This is a genomic window from Leptolyngbya sp. GGD, from assembly GCF_026735145.1.
GTDB classification, from domain to species: Bacteria; Cyanobacteriota; Cyanobacteriia; order Leptolyngbyales; family Leptolyngbyaceae; genus Leptolyngbya; species Leptolyngbya boryana.
The window spans coordinates 591,867-612,121 of record NZ_JAPQKE010000002.1; the positions used below are offsets into that span (position 1 = coordinate 591,867).

The 20,255-nt window shown below is 50.0% G+C and carries 15 protein-coding genes; 8 read left to right on the forward strand and 7 right to left on the reverse strand.

Going from position 1 to position 20,255, the window contains the following annotated elements; all coding sequences use genetic code 11:
* Nucleotides 1-23 precede the first annotated feature (23 nt).
* Both OU814_RS11705 and OU814_RS11710 read left to right on the forward strand, forming a co-directional pair.
* Nucleotides 24-1,559: a hydroxysqualene dehydroxylase gene (locus OU814_RS11705; RefSeq protein WP_326498299.1), complete on the forward strand. Its 1,536-nt coding sequence runs from the start codon at nt 24-26 to the stop codon at nt 1,557-1,559.
* A 174-nt stretch (nt 1,560-1,733) separates the two neighbouring features.
* Nucleotides 1,734-2,318, forward strand: coding sequence for a hypothetical protein (locus OU814_RS11710; RefSeq protein WP_268182955.1), 585 nt, complete (start codon nt 1,734-1,736; stop codon nt 2,316-2,318).
* Nucleotides 2,319-2,800: 482 nt separating this feature from the next.
* Here the strand turns inward: OU814_RS11710 and OU814_RS11715 are convergent, their stop codons facing one another.
* Nucleotides 2,801-3,268 carry a hypothetical protein gene (locus OU814_RS11715; RefSeq protein ID WP_268182958.1) on the reverse strand — a complete coding sequence of 156 codons (468 nt, stop codon included), beginning with the start codon at nt 3,266-3,268 and terminating at the stop codon, nt 2,801-2,803.
* Between the two features lie 343 nt (nt 3,269-3,611).
* Between OU814_RS11715 and OU814_RS11720 the strand changes: the two genes are divergently transcribed.
* Together OU814_RS11720 and OU814_RS11725 are read left to right on the forward strand one after the other, a co-directional pair.
* Nucleotides 3,612-3,734: a hypothetical protein gene (locus OU814_RS11720; RefSeq protein ID WP_268182960.1), complete on the forward strand. Its 123-nt coding sequence runs from the start codon at nt 3,612-3,614 to the stop codon at nt 3,732-3,734.
* Nucleotides 3,735-3,740: 6 nt separating this feature from the next.
* Complete coding sequence (locus OU814_RS11725; protein WP_268182962.1) at nt 3,741-7,625, forward strand: DUF4347 domain-containing protein; 3,885 nt, start codon at nt 3,741-3,743, stop codon at nt 7,623-7,625.
* A gap of 123 nt (nt 7,626-7,748) precedes the next feature.
* Here OU814_RS11725 and OU814_RS11730 read toward each other — a convergent pair whose 3' ends face one another.
* Entirely contained in the window at nt 7,749-8,630 is an 882-nt protein-coding gene (locus OU814_RS11730) for an Rpn family recombination-promoting nuclease/putative transposase (protein WP_268182964.1), read from the reverse strand.
* 130 nt (nt 8,631-8,760) lie between these two features.
* Nucleotides 8,761-9,345: an endonuclease dU gene (locus tag OU814_RS11735; protein WP_268182967.1), complete on the reverse strand. Its 585-nt coding sequence runs from the start codon at nt 9,343-9,345 to the stop codon at nt 8,761-8,763.
* A gap of 107 nt (nt 9,346-9,452) precedes the next feature.
* Between OU814_RS11735 and OU814_RS11740 the strand changes: the two genes are divergently transcribed.
* A complete protein-coding gene (locus tag OU814_RS11740; protein WP_017286126.1) occupies nt 9,453-10,256 on the forward strand; it encodes an inositol monophosphatase family protein in 804 nt (267 codons plus the stop codon).
* Between the two features lie 167 nt (nt 10,257-10,423).
* Here OU814_RS11740 and OU814_RS11745 read toward each other — a convergent pair whose 3' ends face one another.
* The 3 genes from OU814_RS11745 to OU814_RS11755 all read right to left on the reverse strand — a co-directional run bounded on the left by OU814_RS11745 (nt 10,424) and on the right by OU814_RS11755 (nt 13,315).
* Complete coding sequence (locus OU814_RS11745; RefSeq protein ID WP_026148393.1) at nt 10,424-10,846, reverse strand: GFA family protein; 423 nt, start codon at nt 10,844-10,846, stop codon at nt 10,424-10,426.
* Nucleotides 10,847-10,970: 124 nt separating this feature from the next.
* Nucleotides 10,971-12,281, reverse strand: a complete 1,311-nt coding sequence (locus tag OU814_RS11750) for a hemolysin family protein (protein ID WP_017286128.1) — start codon at nt 12,279-12,281, stop codon at nt 10,971-10,973.
* A 239-nt stretch (nt 12,282-12,520) separates the two neighbouring features.
* A complete protein-coding gene (locus OU814_RS11755; RefSeq protein ID WP_268182973.1) occupies nt 12,521-13,315 on the reverse strand; it encodes an S-layer homology domain-containing protein in 795 nt (264 codons plus the stop codon).
* A gap of 379 nt (nt 13,316-13,694) precedes the next feature.
* Between OU814_RS11755 and OU814_RS11760 the strand changes: the two genes are divergently transcribed.
* The 3 genes from OU814_RS11760 (at nt 13,695) to trxA (ending at nt 15,241) form a co-directional block, all read left to right on the forward strand.
* Nucleotides 13,695-14,387 carry an exopolysaccharide biosynthesis protein gene (locus OU814_RS11760; RefSeq protein WP_017286131.1) on the forward strand — a complete coding sequence of 231 codons (693 nt, stop codon included), beginning with the start codon at nt 13,695-13,697 and terminating at the stop codon, nt 14,385-14,387.
* Nucleotides 14,388-14,526: 139 nt separating this feature from the next.
* Nucleotides 14,527-14,742, forward strand: coding sequence for a Nif11-like leader peptide family natural product precursor (locus tag OU814_RS11765; protein WP_017286132.1), 216 nt, complete (start codon nt 14,527-14,529; stop codon nt 14,740-14,742).
* A gap of 181 nt (nt 14,743-14,923) precedes the next feature.
* Nucleotides 14,924-15,241 (forward strand): thioredoxin, encoded by a 318-nt coding sequence (gene trxA / locus OU814_RS11770; protein ID WP_017286133.1) that lies wholly within the window; start codon nt 14,924-14,926, stop codon nt 15,239-15,241.
* Here the strand turns inward: trxA and OU814_RS11775 are convergent.
* Entirely contained in the window at nt 15,238-20,226 is a 4,989-nt protein-coding gene (locus OU814_RS11775; protein WP_268182978.1) for a translocation/assembly module TamB domain-containing protein, read from the reverse strand. The two genes, trxA and OU814_RS11775, sit on opposite strands and share 4 nt — an antisense overlap.
* Nucleotides 20,227-20,255 lie beyond the last annotated feature (29 nt).

Genomic DNA, 20,255 nt, shown 5'->3' on the forward strand with positions numbered 1-20,255 from the left:
GTGCCAGCAGAGCTTGGTATGCTGTGAAAGCGGTTAGCGAAACTCGATCGATGAATCAAACTCAGAACTCTCCCAAAGTCGTTGTCGTCGGAGCAGGATGGGCTGGCTTAGGTTCAGCCTATCATCTGGCAAAACAAGGGTATGATGTCACGCTCTTAGAAGCAGGCGGGTATCCAGGTGGACTGGTTGCAGGTTGGAAAACGGCGCAAGGTCGATCGGTCGAAGCGGGAATCCATGGATTCTGGTATCCCTACCGCAATATTTTCTCGCTGGTTGAACAGTTAGGCTTGCAGCCTTTTACGGACTGGACTCGCTCTTCGCAATATTCTCCGAATGGTTTAGAAGTCGAGTCTCCGATTTTTCAGCAAGAGCCTCGTCTACCTACGCCTTTAGGGACGTTCTTGTACACTCGGTTTAAGCGATTACCTTTAAGCGATCGACTGTCTGCTTTGCCATTGCTTTATGCGGTGGTTGATTTTGATAATTCAGATGAAGCATGGCAGCGATATGATTCGGTCACTGCTCGTGAGCTTTTCAAACAATTTGGAGTCTCTGCGCGACTGTACAAAGAGTCGTTTGAGCCGATGTTGCTGGTGGGATTATTTGCACCGGGGGAACAATGTTCGGCAGCAGCAGCTTTAGGAATGCTGTACTACTTTATTCTGGCGCATCAGCCTGATTTTGATGTAGTCTGGTGTCGCGGTACGGTGGGAGATCAGATCTTTCGTCCTTGGGTTGAACAAATTGAAACCGCAGGTGGACGCGTACTCACTCAAAAGCGCGTCAGCGATGTGATTGTCCAAGATGGAAAAGCAACTGGAGTGGTCTGTGGAGAAGAGGTATTTGAAGCAGATGCCGTAATCTTTTCAGTCGGGATTACTGGGATGCAAAAGATTGTTAGCAGTAGTGCAACTTTGCGTCAGTTTCCTGAATTTTGTAACTTGATGAATTTAAGTGCGATCGATGTCTTAGCAACTCGGCTGTGGTTCGATCGTAAAGTGTCTGTTCCTCTACCCTCGAATGCTTGCTTTGGGTTTGATAACACAACAGGCTGGACATTCTTTGATCTGAATGCGCTGCATGACGAATGGAAAGATCAGCCTGGTAGTGTGATTGAAGCAGATTTTTATCATGCGAATCAACTGCTGCCGATGAGTGATGCAGACATTGTTGCGAAAGTGCATCGAGATTTAGCAACTTGTGTCCCTGAGTTTCGGACTGCGAAAGTCATTGATAGTAGTGTGATTCGACTCTCGAAAGCAGTGACGCACTTCGCTCCTGGAAGCTATCAGTCGATGCTTTCGGGAACGACGAGCATCGCGAATCTCTTGATGAGTGGCGATTGGATTATTACTCGGCATGGGTCTTGGTCACAGGAAAAAGCGTATGTGACTGGGCTTGAGGCTGCGAATCGAGTGATTGAGCAGTTCAGAATGGGTTCACCTGCACCGATTATTCCAGTTGAACCTGATGAACCTCATATCGATATTGCTCGCACCACAAACCGGATGCTGAGAGACTGGGCAAGTCGCGTTCTTCCATCGCTCTGGTTACCTTGACGCAAGAGTAAACCTTAAGAGACTTGTAGGATTAGCGCGATCGCACATAAGGTTCAGTATAATTGCAGCTTCGGAAGCAGCAAGGGTTCGAGAGATTGTCGCGGGGAGCAATCGCCTGAGTGTTGAACATCCGAGTAGCTCGCTCGTCAACCCTACAAAATCCTGAGGAGCATTATGCTCACGCTATTAGGCATTCCCCGCTTCGAGCAATATGTCTTGAATATGGCATTGGTTCATTTGTGCGATCGCGAAAGTCATGTGGGATATCTCACACGTCAGCTTAATGCAACGGATGGATCTGTGCAGCAAATTACAATTTACCTGCCGCATCCAGAGCAGCAATATGATGGCATGACTCTAGAGGCAGGCTTGACCCAAGGCTACAACATTGAAGTCGAAGCCATTCTCGATCGCTCTCGCATTCCTTATGTGATTCCTAGCGGCGCGCAGTTCGTTCGAGTTTTGCGACAAAAAGGCGTGGATCAAGGGTTTCAACTCGCTGCGATCGGGTTATTTATTCGTCCTCTGGCGATTCTGAAGCTCGACATGATTCTGAATATTGAAGCTGCGGAATATCAAACGATCGCAGTTCGGCATCCTGTGATTCGAGATTATCCGAGTGATTGGGAGCAAAAGTTGAATCAGTTTCTTCAGCAAGAGATTCCGAGTCAAGCTTTGCCGAATTTAGCAGGGTATGTCGATCGAGCAATGAATTCGGACTATACTCCTCCAAATTGGTTGCAGATCTGCCAGGCTTAACGACTTAGACAGAAAATTCCTACATGCTTTCCTGCCGTGTCTCTACAATTTCATCGACTGATGTTGACACGGTAGGTGGTCATGCAGGGTTAAGATCGCGGTTGCTTTGAGAGCGATAACAGATTGAATCGTTCTTGAAGTAGGGGGCTGGAACGTTCCAGACTCATCCAATTCGGATTGATTAAAGCTTTGATCGCTCTAAATCAGCGATGACCTCAATTCAATGACTGAGCAGGTCAATTTGATCATCCATGACCTCAATTCAATGACTGGGCAACTGAATCAAATCACTCCAGTTCTGATTGAAATGGGTGAGCCAGAGATTTAAATGACCTGATGGCTCAATTCAATCTCTGCACCATGCAGTCAAATCGCTGTTGACCTGAATTGGATCACTCAATTCTCGAATTCAATGATCAGCTCATAGAAAAGGAGCACCTTGACGATGCTCCGAACGCTGTATGAGTTGAAACCGAGTCGCTTTAGCCTGAAACTTTTGGGGCTTTTGCTTTGCGGGGTTTGCGAAAGTGTTGCCGCATCTCTTCGACGATCGGTTCTAAGCCATTCATTGTCACGCCGCTGGTCTTGGCATAGTTGTAGACGGTCAATGCAGCGCTGTAAGCTTCGCTGCCTACTAGAACGCAAGTGTCATCGACCATGTCTTGCAATTGGGTCAGACTCATCAATAGACGATCGAGGTCTTCAAACAGTTGCATGTCTTTCTGCATTTCGTCCACCTTAAAGGAACGGGGCAGAAAGTCTGGGTTTTGGCTGGCGACATCGAGGGCTTTGCTGACAAAGGTGCGGGTTTTGTTGCCGAGTTTGGGCAGGGTGGCGCGTTCTTCGGCGACTAAATCGATCAGAAAGGGTAATCGTTGCTGAATGGTGGCAATGGCACCTGCGATCGCGTCTCGATCGTCTTGGGATAAAGTGGCGCTAATTCTGGACATGGTGAATGATCCTGAGTATTTCAATATGGTTTACACATCTAAAGTGATATAAAGCACACATCATACGCAAAGGAGTGTTACCCCTCACCCTGGTCGGTGGGAGCATTTCGTTTTGTTGGGTGGATTGTCTTATTTTGTGAATGGGCGAGAGGATGGCATTGCACACTGGGGAGAAACGCGGCACAATTCAGGCAATTTTGTCCTGGCAAAGTTAAATTTTCTGTAAAGTTGCGTGAAATTACGGGCATTTCCGATAATCTTGTCCTTAACTCAGGTGCATTCAATTTTCGCGTCTGCTCGGCATTGCTAGCTCGATCGTGCCGAGACCCTTCATCTTTCAGCATTGACTGTCAGTTCATCTGCTGTTTTGCGACTTCAGCCGTTTGCTGCGGGTGCGGCTCAGACTTTGTCGCAGCAGGTTTTACATTGGCAACTATCCACCTCGATTTATCTAGTGACTGTTTGATCACCTATGTTTCAATCTGCTGTTCCCCGTGATTTTGGCTCGATCGTGACTCCAGATGCGTTTGCTCCGTCAGGACTTTCTACGGGCACTGCTGATCCGCTACAGCTTCCGAATTATTCCAGTAGCGCAGTTCGAGCCGTGGCGTTTATTGATGGCGGCTTATCCGACACGCAAACGCTGATCAATGGGTTAAAACCCGGAACTGCGGTGTATGTGCTCGACCCGACGGGGAATGAACTGGGTCAGATCACGCAAGTTCTTGCAGGCTATCAGAATCTCTCGGCGGTATCGCTGTTCTCCCACGGGAGCGATGGGGCGTTGCAGTTGGGCAGCACCCGTCTGAATACGGCAAACCTGATGGACTATGCCGGACTGTTGCAGTCTTGGTCGAATGCGCTCTCTGCCGATGCGGATGTGTTGCTTTATAGCTGTGATGTGGCGGCAGATGCAACGGGGCAGAGCTTTGTGCAGCAGATTGCGGCGCTGACGGGTGCGGATGTGGCAGCATCGACGGATTTAACGGGGAGCAGTGCCTTGGGTGGCGACTGGACGCTGGAGTTTGCGACGGGCAGCATTGAAGCCGCACCAGCGTTAGCGGATTGGGCACAGGCGGCGTATCAGCGTGTACTAGAAGGGTTTACTGTGACTACGGTAGCCGACACGGTGGATGCCAGCGATGGCTTCCTCTCCTTGCGAGAGGCGATTATCGCGGCGAATGGCAACATTGGAGCGGATGACATTACCTTTGATACAACCATCTTCAGTGGATCGCAAACGATTCGCCTCTCCTCGATGTTGCCGATCATCACCGATGACCTGACGATTACGGGCACGGGCACCAACAATCTCATCCTCAGTGGCGATGCGAATAACAACAGCAGCAACGATGCCGGGGATGTGCGGATTATGTTCATCAACCAGGGAACGGTGAATATCTCTGGATTGACCTTCTCCGGTGGTCGTGGCAAAGGCGGTGATGGTGGCGGCGGCGGCATGGGTGCCGGGGGGGCCCTGTTTATCAATGGGTTGTTTGATGGGAGTCAGGTAACGACCAATGTCACCCTGACGGATGTTGCCTTTACTAGCAATCAGGCGATCGGGGGCAACGGCGGCATTGGCGGCGGCGGCGGTTTCGGCGGCATCGGCGGTGGCCGAAACGGCGGCGGCGGCGGCTTCAGCGGCAATGGTGGCAATAACTTGGATGGCATCAATAACGGCGGCGGCGGCGGCGGCTTCAGCGGCAGCGGCACCGGTGGCGTCGGTGGCATCGGTGCCACCGGTCTCAGTAATGGCGGCAGCGGCAGCGGCAGCCCCTTTGGTGGGGTAGCGGCTCAAGCGGGTGCTAGTAGTAATGTTGGTATCGGTGGCAGTGGCGGCGGCATCGGCGGTGGCGGTGGCGGCGGTCACAGGGGCAGTCCCGGTGGCGGTGGCGGCAATGGTGGCACCGGTGGCGGTGGCGGCGGCGGCGGCGGCGGCACTGGTGCCAGCGGCAACTTCTTGGACAGTAACTTTATCCCCGCCGGCGATGGTGCCAATGGTGGCACCGGCGGCGACTTTGGCGGCGGTGGCGGTGCCGGCACCGGCGGCAGTGGCGGTAGTAGCCCCGGCGGCAATGGTGGCACCGGTGGCGGTGGCGGTTTCGGCGGTGGCGGCGGCACCGGCGGCAACGGCAATTCTGGCACAGTCAGTTTCGGCGGCACTGGTGGTAGCGGCGGCTTTGGCGGCGGCGGCGGCGGCGGCGGCGGCCGCAGCAGCAGCAGCGGCAGCGTCGGCAGCGGCGGCACCGGTGGCTTCGGGGGTGGTAGCGGTGGCTTGGGCGGCACCGGCGGCCTCATCGGCGGCGGCGGCTTTGGCGGCGGCGGCGCGGGCTTGGGCGGTGCCATCTTCATCCGCTCTGGTTCCCTTACCCTGGTTAACACCGGCTTTACTAACAACAGCGCCACGGGCGGCACTGGGGCAAACAACGGTCAGGGCATCGGCGGTGCCATTTTTGCCGTCACCTCAACCCTGGCATCCCAGGCTGGAGTTACCACTGCCCCTACAATTCAGGGAAGTAACGTGACGTTCAATGGCAACACTGCCAGCAATTCCACCATTGTCAGTTCCAACAATGCTACGCCTACCAGCAACGATGTTTATGGCAGCATTAGCTTCTTGAATACGGCTCCGGTGAACACCGTTCCTGGCACTCAAACCATCAATGAAGACACTTCCCTCGTCTTCTCCAGCGCCAACGGTAATGCCCTTTCTATTACCGATGACTCCGCCAGCCTCACCACCATCGTTTCCGTCACCAACGGCACCGGCAGCTTGAGCGCAACGGCAGGCGGCGGTGCAACGATTACCAATAATGGCAGCAGTTCTGTCACCCTGGCGGGAACAGTTGACCAAATCAACGCGGCTTTGGCAGGACTAACCTACACACCCACCGCCAATGCCAACGGCAACGCCTACACCACCCTCACCCTCAGCACCACTGACGGCACCTCGACAGACACCGACACCCTCACCATCAACGTGACCTCCGTCAACGATGCCCCTGCACTCACAGGCACTCCCGCAACCCTGCCCGCAGGCACCGAAGACACCCCTTACACCATCAGCGTGACCAACCTGCTCGCAGGCTTCACCGATGTCGATAGTCCGACCCTGTCCGTCACCGATGTGAAGGTAAACAACGTTGCCCTCACGACCAACGCAACCGGCGATTATGTCTTCAACCCACCCGCCAATGCTAACGGTCAATTCACCGTCACCTACAACGTTAGGGATGAGCAAGCTAGCACCCCGGCATCGCTAAACTTCAACCTCGCAGCCGTCAATGATGCCCCTGCGCTCACAGGCACTCCCGCAACCCTACCCGCAGGCACCGAAGACACCGCTTACACCATTACCAAAGCAAACCTACTCGCAGGCTTCACCGATGTCGAGGGAGATCTCCTCTCCATCACTGATGTGAAAGTAAACAACGTTGCCCTCACGACCAACGCAGCCGGCGATTATGTTTTCAACCCACCCGCTAATGCCAACGGTTCTTTCACCGTCACCTACAGCGTCAGCGATAGGCAAGCTAGCACCCCGGCATCGCTAAACTTCAACCTCGCAGCCGTCAATGATGCCCCCTCCGGTACGGATAAATCGATCACAATCGGCACCAGTTACACCTTCACGGTGGCAGACTTCGGCTTCACTGACCCCAACGATGTGCCTGCTGCCAACTCGTTGCAAGCCGTGATCATCAGTGCCTTACCCACGAGCGGGCGACTCACCCTCAACGGAGCAGCAGTCACCGCTGGACAAGTGGTTTCCCTTGAGGCGCTCACCGCCGGACAATTGCGCTTTACTGCCCCGACCTTTACCACCCTACCGACCACGCCCCCCGCTCCTGCTACCTTCACCTTCCGCGTGCGGGACACTGGCGGCACTACCAACGGCGGCATCAATATCGACCCCACGCCTAACACCCTAACGATTAACTTTGGGCTGAATCTCAATGGCGGCAACGGCATCGATACGATTCGTGGCGCAGCCGGCAACGATACTCTCCGAGGCGGCAACGGCAATGACATCCTTTTCGGCAACGATGGCGACGATACCTTGTTCGGTGACAATGGCGACGATCGATTGCGCGGCGGACTCGGCAACGATACCCTCACAGGAGGACTCGGCAACGATATCTTCATCCTGGCAACGGGTGAAGGCACCGATACTATCCTCGACTTCCAAAATGGCATCGACAAGATTGGCTTAACGGGTGGTCTCACCTTTGCCCAATTGACGTTCGGGCAGGATGTTAACCGCGTCACGATTAGTCAGGGCAGCACCGTGCTTGCCTATCTCAATGGCATCACCCTCAACCTGATTGACCTCACCGATTTCGTCACGGTCTAACGACTCGATGACATTCCGCGATCGCGCTTTCTATCCCAGAAGTGCGATCGCGATCGCTTTAAAGGCAGCACCGAACATTTGGTGCGAATTGCCAAAGCGAAAGCCTTAGTGAAACTCAAACCCTCAGGCGTTGTGGTCTAACCAAGCCATCAGCTCCTCGATCTGCGTGAAATCTAACAAGGCTTCGCCTAACGCTTCTACTTGCTCGATCGAGAATGCCTGGACTTGAGCCGTGATTTCTGGTGAGAGGTTGTCGAACCGCCGATTGAGAAGTTTTAAGATCAGCGATCGACCTTCTTCTTGTCGACCTTCCTGTTTTCCTCGCTGTTCTCCCAACCGTTCCCCTTCTCGCAAAATCTCCTGATACCAGGGTGACTCTCGCAGTACTGCCATATCCCACCTCATAATTTGCCGAACAATTTCACTTCCCAACACAAAACTAGCAAAAAATGCCAGTAATGATTCCAATTCGACCAATTGCTGATCCCCGCGCAATTGATTCAAGGCTCGCTGTACCACTGTAGTCTCCCCACCATTCTTCAACACGGGCACAAAGGGTAAGAGCGCATTCAGCGATTGCTCAAAGACAATCGAGGCTTCTATTTCCCATAGATTAATGACCTGGTAATCTTGCCGCGACTGTAGCCCCATGAAGTTGGATTCGTAGCGATCGAGAATCGTGACGGTCGAGGCAGGGGGCAAGATGTTGATTAAGACTGGATAGGTCGGGAGACTGTATTTCTCTTCAGCGAGGGCTGCATAGGCTCGCATTCGCACAGGCAACTTGTCGTTGTAGCGCAACTGCAACTCATTGAGAATCAGAAACTCTCCCTGAGTGGGGCTGTAAGCTTTAACCAAAACATCATTTTCTCGGCTGACCCACTGAAAATCAGATCCGAGGATTTCTTGAGCAATCACATCGGGTTGCTGAGTCACCCATTGCACCCAAGCAGTCGGTGCCAGACTAATGAGACGTTTACCACCAATATCAGCTTTTTTGACCACGGACTATCTTGAGAGAGTAGTTCAAATAGTCTATCAGCTTTTGATTGATGTATGGCTTGACTACTGAAAACTATGGCGGCAGCACCAGCGATAACCTCAGCTTCCGCCGCTAACTTCCCATCTCTCAAACTTATGCTTGCTTGCCACTTTCACCTTTAATCACAGCAGAAGCAATCAAATGTGCGAGTCGCAAAGGTTCAGGAACATGCCCTCGATCCGTGACTCGCGTGAGCACTTTTGCTGTAATTTCTGGAGTTGCACCACAAACTTGAAAGACAAACGGATGAGCTTCGTAGATTGTCCCGGCACGAGCAATCATGGCTAATCGACGTTCCGGGTCAGGAAGTCGTTTCAAAGCATATTCTACTTTTTCGAGTTTGGGATAGCGGCGCATCACGCTCACACAAGGAAGCGCGATCGCGTTCGATAAAGTTGGCAAATCCACAATATTGAACCCACCCAGCGAAATCCCATCGAGCAAAACAATGTGCAGTTGCGGTAAAAATTTGCTGTTGAGTAAAACCTTTGTGATTGTCTCAGTCGCATCCCATCCATCCGGTTGAATCTCACTCCAAACCATTCCCTCAAATCGAGTCCCCGCACAGACCACTCCAGCGATCTGCACAGGATGCTCAGATTTACGAATAAAAGGCGCATCGTCAAAGCCGATCGCGCGAATTAAACGATTTTGTTCGAGTAGAGTTTCGAGATTCATCGATCGAGGTATCACAGATTGTTTTTATCTTACTTGGGTTGTTTCTGACCCTCCCCACCAACTGCCCAGTATGATCTATGATTTTGACGGTTCAATTACACGAATTTATGAATTCTCGTCATCTGGAAATTTTTCTCGATATTGCCACCGAAGCAGCGCTTTCCGCTGGAGCAATCTTGCAACAGTATTGGGGGAATCTCCAAGAGATCCGGGAGAAAGGACGACCGGGAGATTTAGTCACAGAGGCAGATAAAGCGGCGGAAGATGCAGTTTTAGCCGTCTTGAAGCGGCATGTGCCCGATCATCCGATTTTGGCAGAAGAGTCCGGGCAAATGGGCGATCGACAAAGCGAGTTTCTTTGGGCGATCGACCCACTCGATGGCACGACGAATTATGCTCATCAATATCCCTTTGTGGCGGTTTCAGTCGGGTTGTTGATTGAAGGTGTTCCGCAGGTTGGAGTGGTGTATAACCCGATTCATCAAGAGCTATTTCGAGCCGCAAAGGGATTAGGCGCGACTCAAAATCGGAAACCCATTCAGGTGTCTCAGACCCAAGAATTAGACCGGAGCCTGCTAGTCACAGGATTTGCTTACGATCGCCGTCAAACTTCGGATACGAACTATGCTGAGTTTTGTCATTTGACCCACTTAACTCAAGGCGTGCGTCGTGATGGAGCGGCAGCGTTGGATTTAGCGTATGTGGCTTGTGGGCGATTGGATGGATACTGGGAGCGGGGATTGTCAATGTGGGATATGGCAGCGGGAGTTGTATTAGTTGAAGAAGCGGGGGGACTCGTGACAGCTTACGACCAGTCGCCTGTGCAACTTGAGACCGGAAGAATTTTGGCGACGAACGGCAAGATTCATCAGCAGTTAAGTCATGAATTGAGCCAAGTCAAGCCCATCTAAATTTAGGCACTCAATTGAGATTGACGAAGCACTGCTGTTTGAGTTGTGAATGCTCAAATGAATGGGGAGTAGAGAGCCACTAAAGGAACAATTCTCCACTCCCTACTCCCCACTTCGCAACGGGTCTAAGGCTGCTATAGATGTTTTAACTCATTCGATCGAGCAGTTCATTGCCGCTCTGATGCAACCTGTGCAAAAAATTCCGCACCTGTCATATTGTGCGTTTCATTTGCAAAAGAGTAGTAGTCGGGCTTTTCGTCAATAAAAATCTGATGCTCGAAGTACAGATCCTCTGCATCATCAAACAGTCCCACAGGAATAAAGTATTGTTGATTCTGCTTCAATCGGTAAAAGAGGTGAGTACCACAGTTTCGACAAAAGCCGCGTTCTGCCCAGTCGGAGGACTGATAAATGCTAATATCTTCAGTGCCTTCAAAGTTGACCTCGCTTTCACAGTCGATCACAAGTAAAGCGCTTCCACCCCACTTTCTGCACATCCTACAGTGGCACGCTCCAATCTGATGATTCATCTTCGTCGTAGATAAGCTGACAGCTTGGCATAAGCAGCGACCTTGGGCAACATTTGACATCTGCACTACTCCGATTTTGTCCTCAAATTGCTCAACAATCCTATCGAACAAATTTACTAATTTGTTCGATGTTTTCAAGAATCTTTATGATGATGCTCGGTTTTGCCTTCTAGTAAAATTTGTCTCAGATTGCAGATGAGCCGTCTTTTCGCTGACTCACCAGCACTTTATCCACACGATTGCCATCCATGTCCATCACTTCAAACCGCAGAGTGTTCCACTCAAAATGTTCTGCAGAAACCGGAATATGTCCTAATCGCGTGATCACAAAGCCGCCCAGACTGTGATACTGATGATCGTCTTGGGGTAGATCTTCTAGGTCGAAGAGGTCTTTGAATTCTTCGATCGACAACATTCCATCCAGTAACCAGGAACCATCTTCACGCTGCACCGCTTGCGGATTCTCGACATGCTCAGACGGCAAATCACCGACGATCGCTTCCATAATGTCATTCAGCGTGACTAATCCTTGAATCGCGCCATATTCATCGACGACAAAGGTCATGTGCTGTCCTGACTTCTTAAATAGCTCTAAAACTTTTAGAGCATGAGTGTTCTCAGGAATAAACAAGGGGGCACTGGAAGCAGTAGTGAAATTGATCGATTCACCTGTGCTAGAGCGAGTGAAGAGTTCTTTCACTTTCACAACTCCCAAAACTGTATCTAAATCTCCCTGACAGACAGGAAAACGTGAGTACACACTGTTGTTGATTCGCGCTAAATTTTCCGCATCTGGCAGATTCACATCAAGCCATACAATCTGTCGGCGGTGGGTCATCAATGCGCCTACTATCAGATCATCTAGCTCAAACACTCGTTCAACAATTTCTTGCTCTGCCTCGTGAAACGTACCTGCTCGGGTTCCTTGGCTGATTAAAACCTGAATTTCTGCTTCAGTGATGGGTGGCTCTTCCGAAGGTCTGACTCCTAAAAGCCGCATCAAGGTATCGCTGGACAAACTGAGCAAAGATACGATCGGGGCAGCGAACTTTGAGAGCGATCGCATTGGCTTTGCAACATTTATAGCAATTTGCTCGGGTGCATTGAGCGCCAGTTGTTTCGGTACGAGTTCTCCGATTACGAGGGAAAGATAGGTGATGCAAGCGACAACAATACCGAGCGCTAATCCCTGGCTGTACGGTGCAACGGCAGGAATCGTTCGCAGCACTTCAGCGAGCTTTTCAGACAGAGTGGCTCCCCCAAATGCACCTGCAAAAATCCCCACAAGTGTAATTCCGATTTGCACAGTTGCGAGGAAGCGATTGGGCGATTCTGCTAGGGCAAGTGCTGTTCTTGCTTTGGTGTCTCCGTTCTCGGCGCGCTGCTGAAGTCGAATCTTGTTAGCCGATACGATCGCAATTTCTGACATTGCGAAGATACCGTTTGCAAAGATCAGCACCAGGATAATGAGGATTTCAAAGACGACGGAGTTCATAGGGAGCAAGCCACTATAGGTATCAACTCTAATCAATATATTCTCACTGGAAGAGTTTGTCGCCTTTTCGCGCGCATCAGTTGCTCAGCCGGATTGCTCTAACTGCGATTTCCCGTTGTCAAATTCAGACTTGCGATAGATAGTCCACCTCACAAGTCAGTTCCTACCCAAATCGTTTCAATTTGTATCGTCTGTCTCAGCTTTGTGTAACTCCGCAATGCTGTTTCAATGGATATGAACTATCTGCGATTGAGCTTTTCGATCGCCTGTGCGGCTGTTCCAGTTCGTCTAAATTGAGAGAGCGCAACGGCTGCCTCGGCTCTGCTGACAGCTTTTTGCGGTTCATAGCGGGATCTCGCCCCGTAGACGCGCTCAAAATTCCTTCCACTCGCAGCATTGCCCAAATCAAAAGCAATATGGGTGAGGTAACGCTCACTCATGCGATCGGCATCCTGAAATCCTTTAGTTCGCTGAATGAAGTTCCGCAAGCTTTCGGCTGAACGGCTGCTATTGCCACTACCGCGAGAATCAACAGGCGATTTGAGGACAATCATCTCTTCACAGGTTAAGACCGCATCTGGTCGAAATGTCCCATCTTCATATCCCGCTAGAAATCCTGCATCATAAGCCGCTTGAATGTACCGAAAAGCAGGATGGGAGGGGGAAACATCCCGAAAGGCAGAACGAGATCGATCCGGCAGGCGAATCAGCGTCGGTTTGCGAACGTTGTGCGTTTGCAAGGCATTGTAAGACTTGACTAACCAAGTGATAAACTCAGCCCGTGTAATCGAAGATCGGGGTCGAAACCCACCAGAAGCGGGTTCGAGAACGCCTAATTGGGCAAGTTGGCGAATTTCAGTTTCGCCATCAACACCGCTAATATCTGTAAAAGCTAAGATTTGAGGCTGGATGCGTACAGATTGATTCAGCTGAAGCAGAGATGGAGAGGCGATCGCAGTCTCGGTCTGTACCAGAGGAACTAGCATTGAGCAGACAGAGCCAAACACAGCGATCGTAGTTATGAAAGATTTCATCGTATTTCTCCAAATCAACATTGGCTAGACTCTCAAAGTCAAATTGGCAGTCGTGTTAGGGTCAAGCTATTGTCTTGAGTAACTGCCACAGTCATTTCATAGGATTGATCGGTATGAATTATGCTGATCTCGGCTTATTGGATATATCAAAGATCGACTTGGACCTTAGATCCTCCGGAAATTTCTGCTGAAGAAGACGGCGAATTTATCGTCAAGGCATGATCAGCGAAATTGTGTCTTTTTTGTCTTTAAGGATCTTTTCAAATTAAGATTTGCAAGGGATATTCCTATCGCTAGGTCAGTTTGTGCCCAAGTCTTGTAGATTTGTCTCGTCTGTCTCGGCGTTTTATAACTACACCCCATCCTTCGCAGAATCCTTATGGCTACCCTTTCCAGCGAACTTGAAAGATTTTTCTTTGACAACGATCGTTGGCAGCAACCTGACGCTAGCGAACTCATTGCTCACTCCTCAAATCTTCCAACCGATCACCGTTCTAGCGATGTCAAAGTTACTCTGAACGACATTCTCGACCTCGCAGGAGAGCGTACTTTTGGGTTTCTCTTTGTGCTGCTGTCGTTTCCATCTGCTCTCCCGATTCCGGCTCCAGGCTATTCGGTTCCTTTTGGAATTGCGATGTTGCTATTAGCTGTACAGTTGCTAGCTGGACGAGATCAACCTTGGTTTCCCAACAGTTGGCAGAATCATGGCTTTGCATTGAAGCAAGTTCGCCAAGTCCTCAAAGTAGGATTGCCTTGGCTACGACGGATTGAATCGATTTCTCGTCCGCGCTTGACTCAGGTTTGTACCAGTCTTCCTGGTCGCACAGTCATTGGCTTAGCAATCTCTCTGATGTCAATTTCGATGATGATTCCTATTCCCGGCACCAATACACTGCCAGCGATGGGGATCTTTGTCACGGGCTTTGGCTTGCTAGATGATGACGGAGCCATTAGTCTCGGTGGACTCGTTCTCTGTGTGTGTGGGTTTATTCTGTCGTCTTCGATTTTGCTCGCGATCGCGTTTGGTGGCACTAGTCTCCTCGATATGATCAAAGGTGCATTAGGGCGTTAAGTTTTAGAAATTCATGCTTCTTCTGATTTAGCAGCAATTTTTTAATAGAAATTGATGCACCATCGCTGGAAGTTCTGCTTAAAATCAGAAACGGACGGGGCGATTCGATATTTGTAGAAAGACAAACCAAGAGGTCAACATGGCTGCAAATCAAATCAAATCGTTTGCCCAAACCGCGAAAACGAATGCTGAACTCCAAGAAAAACTGAAAACCTGTGAGCGGGCAAAAGAACTAGTCGCGCTCAGTCAGGAATACGGGTTTGCTTTTGCGGAAGAAGAGCTTTATCCGCCCAATGAACCGCAATTTGATCCCGAACAGTTACATCCAAAGCTAGTAAAAGCACTACTTCGGTAGAGAACTGGACACAATGGCAGAGAGGCAACTCTCTGCCATTGTTAGCATGAAATTTTGACAGGTTTAGTAGATGAGTACTAGGGTGCTTCTTCGTTCATAAATCTCTACTCTCTCTGTTGAGACGGTTTTGACTGGACGCGCTAGTGTAGTAGAACACGGTATTGGAGGCAAATAGGCTCAAATGGCTACAAAGCAGCAATTTAACAGCTTTGAGGAATTACTGACGGGTTCAGAGACACCGATTCTTGTAGACTTCTACGCGACTTGGTGCGGTCCTTGCCAAATGATGTCAGGGTTTCTCGATCTCGCAAAAGACGATTTAGACGGCACAGTAAAAATCGTTAAGATCGATGTAGATAAGTATCCTGAAATCGCTAGTCAGTACAGCATCACAGCATTACCCACCCTGGTTTTATTCAAGGAATCCCAGCCAGTCGATAAGATCGAAGGTGTGATTCGACCGAATCAACTCGTCGATCGCGTCCGGACGTTCCTCTAGAATCTCAGTTCGTACTCTAGTACGGCTTGGTTTTGACCAGAGAGGTCTGTTGAGCCTCGGAACAGGAAATTGTCGTTAATGCGGTAACGAAGACCGAATTGAGTGGGTTCATCCGCAGTCAGCACTCGCAATACTGATGCAGAAAGATTGCGAGTGATATCCACTCCCACCTCCGCGGCTAATCCAAGGCTCGATTCTCGTCGCTCTTCATTTCTCAATAACGTGGGAAACAATCGAAAATCGCTGAGTCCGATCGCATTGCCAATAAAGCCTTGAATATTCGTTAACAACGCTGAGCCTGCTAGGTTAGCAATTCCTAACGGACTATCTCCCCGTCCAAGCGTATTGACAAATCCACCGCCAATCAGTGAAACAATCTCACTCGTGCTTCGGCTAGGACTACTCGTGAGTTCTAGATTCTGAAAGATTTGGCTAGCAGGTCCTGTCACATTCGCTTGAACTCGCACAGTTCGGAATGCGCCGAGACTCGAAGCAAAGAGTGAATCGTCTGTAAATTCTGCGGTTCCAGGTGTGGCGATGCGACTACGCGTTACTTCTGGCACAGAAGCAATTAACCGAATATTCAGAATCGGATCTAGTCCGCGATCGCGCTCAAACACCGCCGTTTGAGGATAGCCTCGCTCTAATACAAATTGCGTTGTAAACAGATTCACTTGTCCACTTCTCAGGCGCACTGTTCCTTCCGGTCTGAGAGCATTCAGCGTGCCATTGACGCTCAAGGTTCCAGTTGCCAGAAAATTAATCAAGGGGGCGCTGACAATTTGCAGGCGATTGCCTAAGACAATGTTTAAGTTTCTGAAGGTTAGATTTGTCTGATTGTCCGGCTGACTAGGACTCGCAGGTGGTTGAGCAGAACTCGCAGCATTATCTGGGAGTTGAACCTGTCCATTTGCCAGTTCAACTTGTCCACCAATTTCGGGTGCAAAGGCAGTTCCGGTGACTGTGATATTACCCGACACTCCGCCTTGATACAGTCCTTTACGATTGATAGCTAAGCGATCGAGGACTAATTGCAGCGGATTTTCTGGATCAGCACTACTCTCTAGAAAAATCGGTAAGGTTCCTTTGGCAATCAGTTGTCCTTGATTGAACTGTCCTTGCAAACTGTCGATCGTCAAGCGATCACCATTCAGTTGAATATTGCCTGTTAAGCCTGTAATTGGCTCTTGCAGCGCAGTTGCTTCGATTGTGGCATCGGCAACCTGAATTGATCCAATGACTCTCGGACGCAGCAAGGTTCCACTGACATTCAGTTGGACGGTTCCTTGTCCCCCTCGCCAGGCAAGCTGTGGAACAAAGACATTCAGCACGGCTAAGCCTTCATTTTTGACATTGACATTCAGGCTGATATCACTACTATCAGGGCGAACACTATCGGGTAAGAACTGGTACGGAAAACTGCCTTCAATCAAAATCGGCTCAGTCGCAACTAAGCCAATGTTGCTGCCAAAGCTCAGTCGAGAGTTGGTATAGCTAAAGTTGCCAACCGCAGATTCAACTGTTTTGCCGTTGAGGAAACCATCTGTGACTTGAATCTGTCCAACTGCCGAGGGATTTGTCCGCGATCCACTGACGGTGACACTGGCATTGAGATTGCCATCAATCCCGAGCGGCAGCGGGTAGAACGGTTCAATCGCCGCGATCGGTAAGTTGCGTGCTTCTAACTGTCCGAACTGCGTTTCGCCCCCAAACTGCCCGGTTAGATTGATTTGAGAATCCCCAGATTGAATTCTCAAAGGCTCTAAGGTGACAATGCTATTGTCGAGCTTGCCGAGTGCAATCACACTCTCCGCTTTGAGTACGCGATCGTTGATCGGTTGCAGCTTGCCCTCTGTCACGGTCAAGAATGAGGGATAAGGGCGAAATTCAACCGCTTGCGCTCTGAGATCAAAATCGGCTTGAACGCCTTGATCCAGGGAAGCTGCAATTTTAATCGTTCCACCGAAGTTTCCGCGTAGATCAGCGATTTGAGGAATGCGATTGTTCTGAATGGCTTGAGCGTTGAGCTTCAATAGCTCGTTGATTTCAGCAAAGCGGCGCAGTTGATCGAACAAAGGAGCTTGAGGATTGCCAACGGGCACAGGGTTCAGAGCAGATGCGCGATCGTAACTTGGAGGCTGTGCGCCCCGTGTAAAATCTTGCAGATCGAAGAACTGTAAGCCACCGAGTACATCTTCGATTCTGCCTTGGGCAATGGCAATTTCACCATTAAATCTCGGTTGAGTTCTCAAGTCTACATTGCCGGAAATTCTGTACTGACTTTCTCCTCTCGTCAGCACGGTCTCGCTAAATTCAAAGACATTATTGCGATTGACAAACGTTGTTGCAGCTACATCGGTTTGGAAAGATCCGAGCCGGAAGTTCTGAATCGAGGCTCTCCCATTCAAGACGCGCAATTGGTCGAGATCAATGTTGAGTGTTCCCGCTAAAGTTCCACCGATGCCACCATAAGGCGCAAGATTGACTCCAGGTAGAACAAGTCCAGTGATCGGAAATTGATTAATCGCGACTTGGAAAACATTGCCAACGGTCTTTCCGGCTAAGGTCGATGCCCCGCGCTGAACATTGAGCGATCGCGGTCGGAAGGTGGGATCTAAATCCAATGCAATTCGATCTTGAATGCCTGCTACTTTGAGATCAAAGCCTCTGGGTAACAGATTTAATGTTCCTCTGAGCAATGGATCGAACGTAATCCCATTCAGCGAAAAGTTTTTGACTGCAACATTGCTCACCACGTTTGGACTATCCGGCGTGCCCGTAATTCGTCCGACTAAATCGATTGCACCCGTCAGTTGCGTCACAGGCGGACGGGGAATTGGCAGATTAGACAGCGCATAGTTCGTGGCTCGAATGTTCAAATCCAAGCCTGTGATTTGAGGAGTTCCCTGCACATTTGCCAAAATCGTGCCATTTGCACGAAATCCTGGAGCCGTTGCTTGGGGAATGTTAAGCTTCTGACCATCCCAGTTGACTTGCGCCACAAGCGGCTGATCAATCAATGAAATGCCTTGAGACAATCTCACTTGTCCATCCGCGCGAATTGCATTCGGACGCAGATCGTTGATCAATCCTGCAACTCTGACATTCCCACTTAGATCTCCTCGCAGATCTGGTGAAAACTGTCTCAGTGCAATGCCCGCAATCTGAGTGTCTGCCTGCCATCGTCCCGCGATCGCATTAAAGTCAGCATTGATAAAACTATTCCCATTGGTCAGTCGAGCTTGTCCCCGTGCCTGAATATTTTCTGGGCTAACATTCGTTAATGATCCAGCAAGCTGAGCATTTCCATTAATGACACCCTGAATCTGAGGCGAAAACTGGCTTGCTTGCACATTCGAGGCTTGCACAGTTCCTTGCCAACGTCCATTCAACGTTCGACCTTGAGCCGTGACCGTTCCGCCTGCAACTTGGAACACAGCATTGCGGACAATCGTATTGCCGCCTGTCACGACCACTTCACCCACGCCTGGATAAGTGGCTTCGGGGGCTTGAAACTGAGCGATTGTCTGCACTTGATCTAAGCGTCCAATCACCTGCCCACGGGCATTCACCCGTCCAACTGTGATCGGTAAAGTTCCAGAATTATAGAGTTTCGCGATCGCATCGCCAGGCAGGTTGCGAGCTTGATAATTGACTGCGATCGACTGGGGTGCATTTAGATCCAGCGCACCACTTGCCACAACTTCTCCGCCGACTTCGGGAATCGCTCGAATGTTATTCAGAGCGAGATTGAGAGTTTTGCTATCTAGACGAAAATCAGTGCTTGCTTGTGTGAGATTAATGCGATCGACGCTGGCGATTTTCGTTGTTCTCGCTCGACCTGTAATCACGGGAGCGTCAATGGCTCCTGTCACTTTTACTTCTGCGGTTGCTTCACCAGCCGCCGCAAAAGGCAGTTCGACGTTGAACGTGTCAAAGAAATCTGCAATGCTCACTGCCTTTACATTCGCAGCAACATTGAAGCCTTTCTCAGTATCGATTTTGCCGTTCCCTGTAATTGGAATTTTTCCAAGTTGAGAGGTGACTTGCTCAAGTGTGATTAAGGTGTCATCGATCTGTAAGTTTCCGGCTGACTTTGCAAACGCTTGAGGCAGTTGTGGAATCTGAACGGTCACATCTTTGAAACTAGCGCTGCCTTTGACGATCGTGCGCTGATCGGGTCGGATCTGAACATTGACCGCCCCATTTGCTCGACCTTGCGGTAAATTAATCGGAAGTTTGACTAAGCGATCGATCTCCGTGACTGAAAAATTCTGTCCTCGAATGTCGAGATTAGAATTCAAGCCGTTTTTGACAATGGTTTCGCCTTTGATATCAAACTCGCCACCTTTTGTCGATTTGCCATCTAAGTCATAAGCAATCCGACGACTGTTATCAAAGAAATTCGCCACGCCTTCAACTTGCGTCAATGTGACGGGAATTCTTTGCTGACGAGCTTTTGGAAATGGATCGAGTTCTACATTGGCATCTTTGAAGCGAATTCTCTGAAGCTCAGTTTTGATAAATCCTTCTTCTTCCTGGGCTTTGATCTGAGTTTTAACCCAGGCTCCATCTTTCTCCTGATCCAAGTACACATCCGGCTGAATCAAGGTGATATCCAAGTTCAATTTGCGAGCCAACAAGACTTGCAGCAAATTAAATCCGACTTGTACCTGATCGACTGAGGCGCGATCGCGATCATTTTTCGTGGCTGGAATCGAGCTTTTGCCAAACTGTAATCCGGTGAGTGACCAGCGCTCAACTCGTCCTAATTCCACCGGACGATCGAGCAATTCACTCAAGTTATTCTGAACGAGCGGCGCAAGATCTTCTTGTACAAATTTTGACCCATACCAAATTCCGTACGCAATTCCGACTGCACCCAGAACTGCGATCGGGAGTCCGACTCGTCCAAGCAGCGTGAGCCACAACCGGCGACGGGCAGGAGATTGGGGGCGATTATTTGGATCAGGGGCTTGAGTCATCGGCTCGAACAGAGATAGAAAGCCAATCT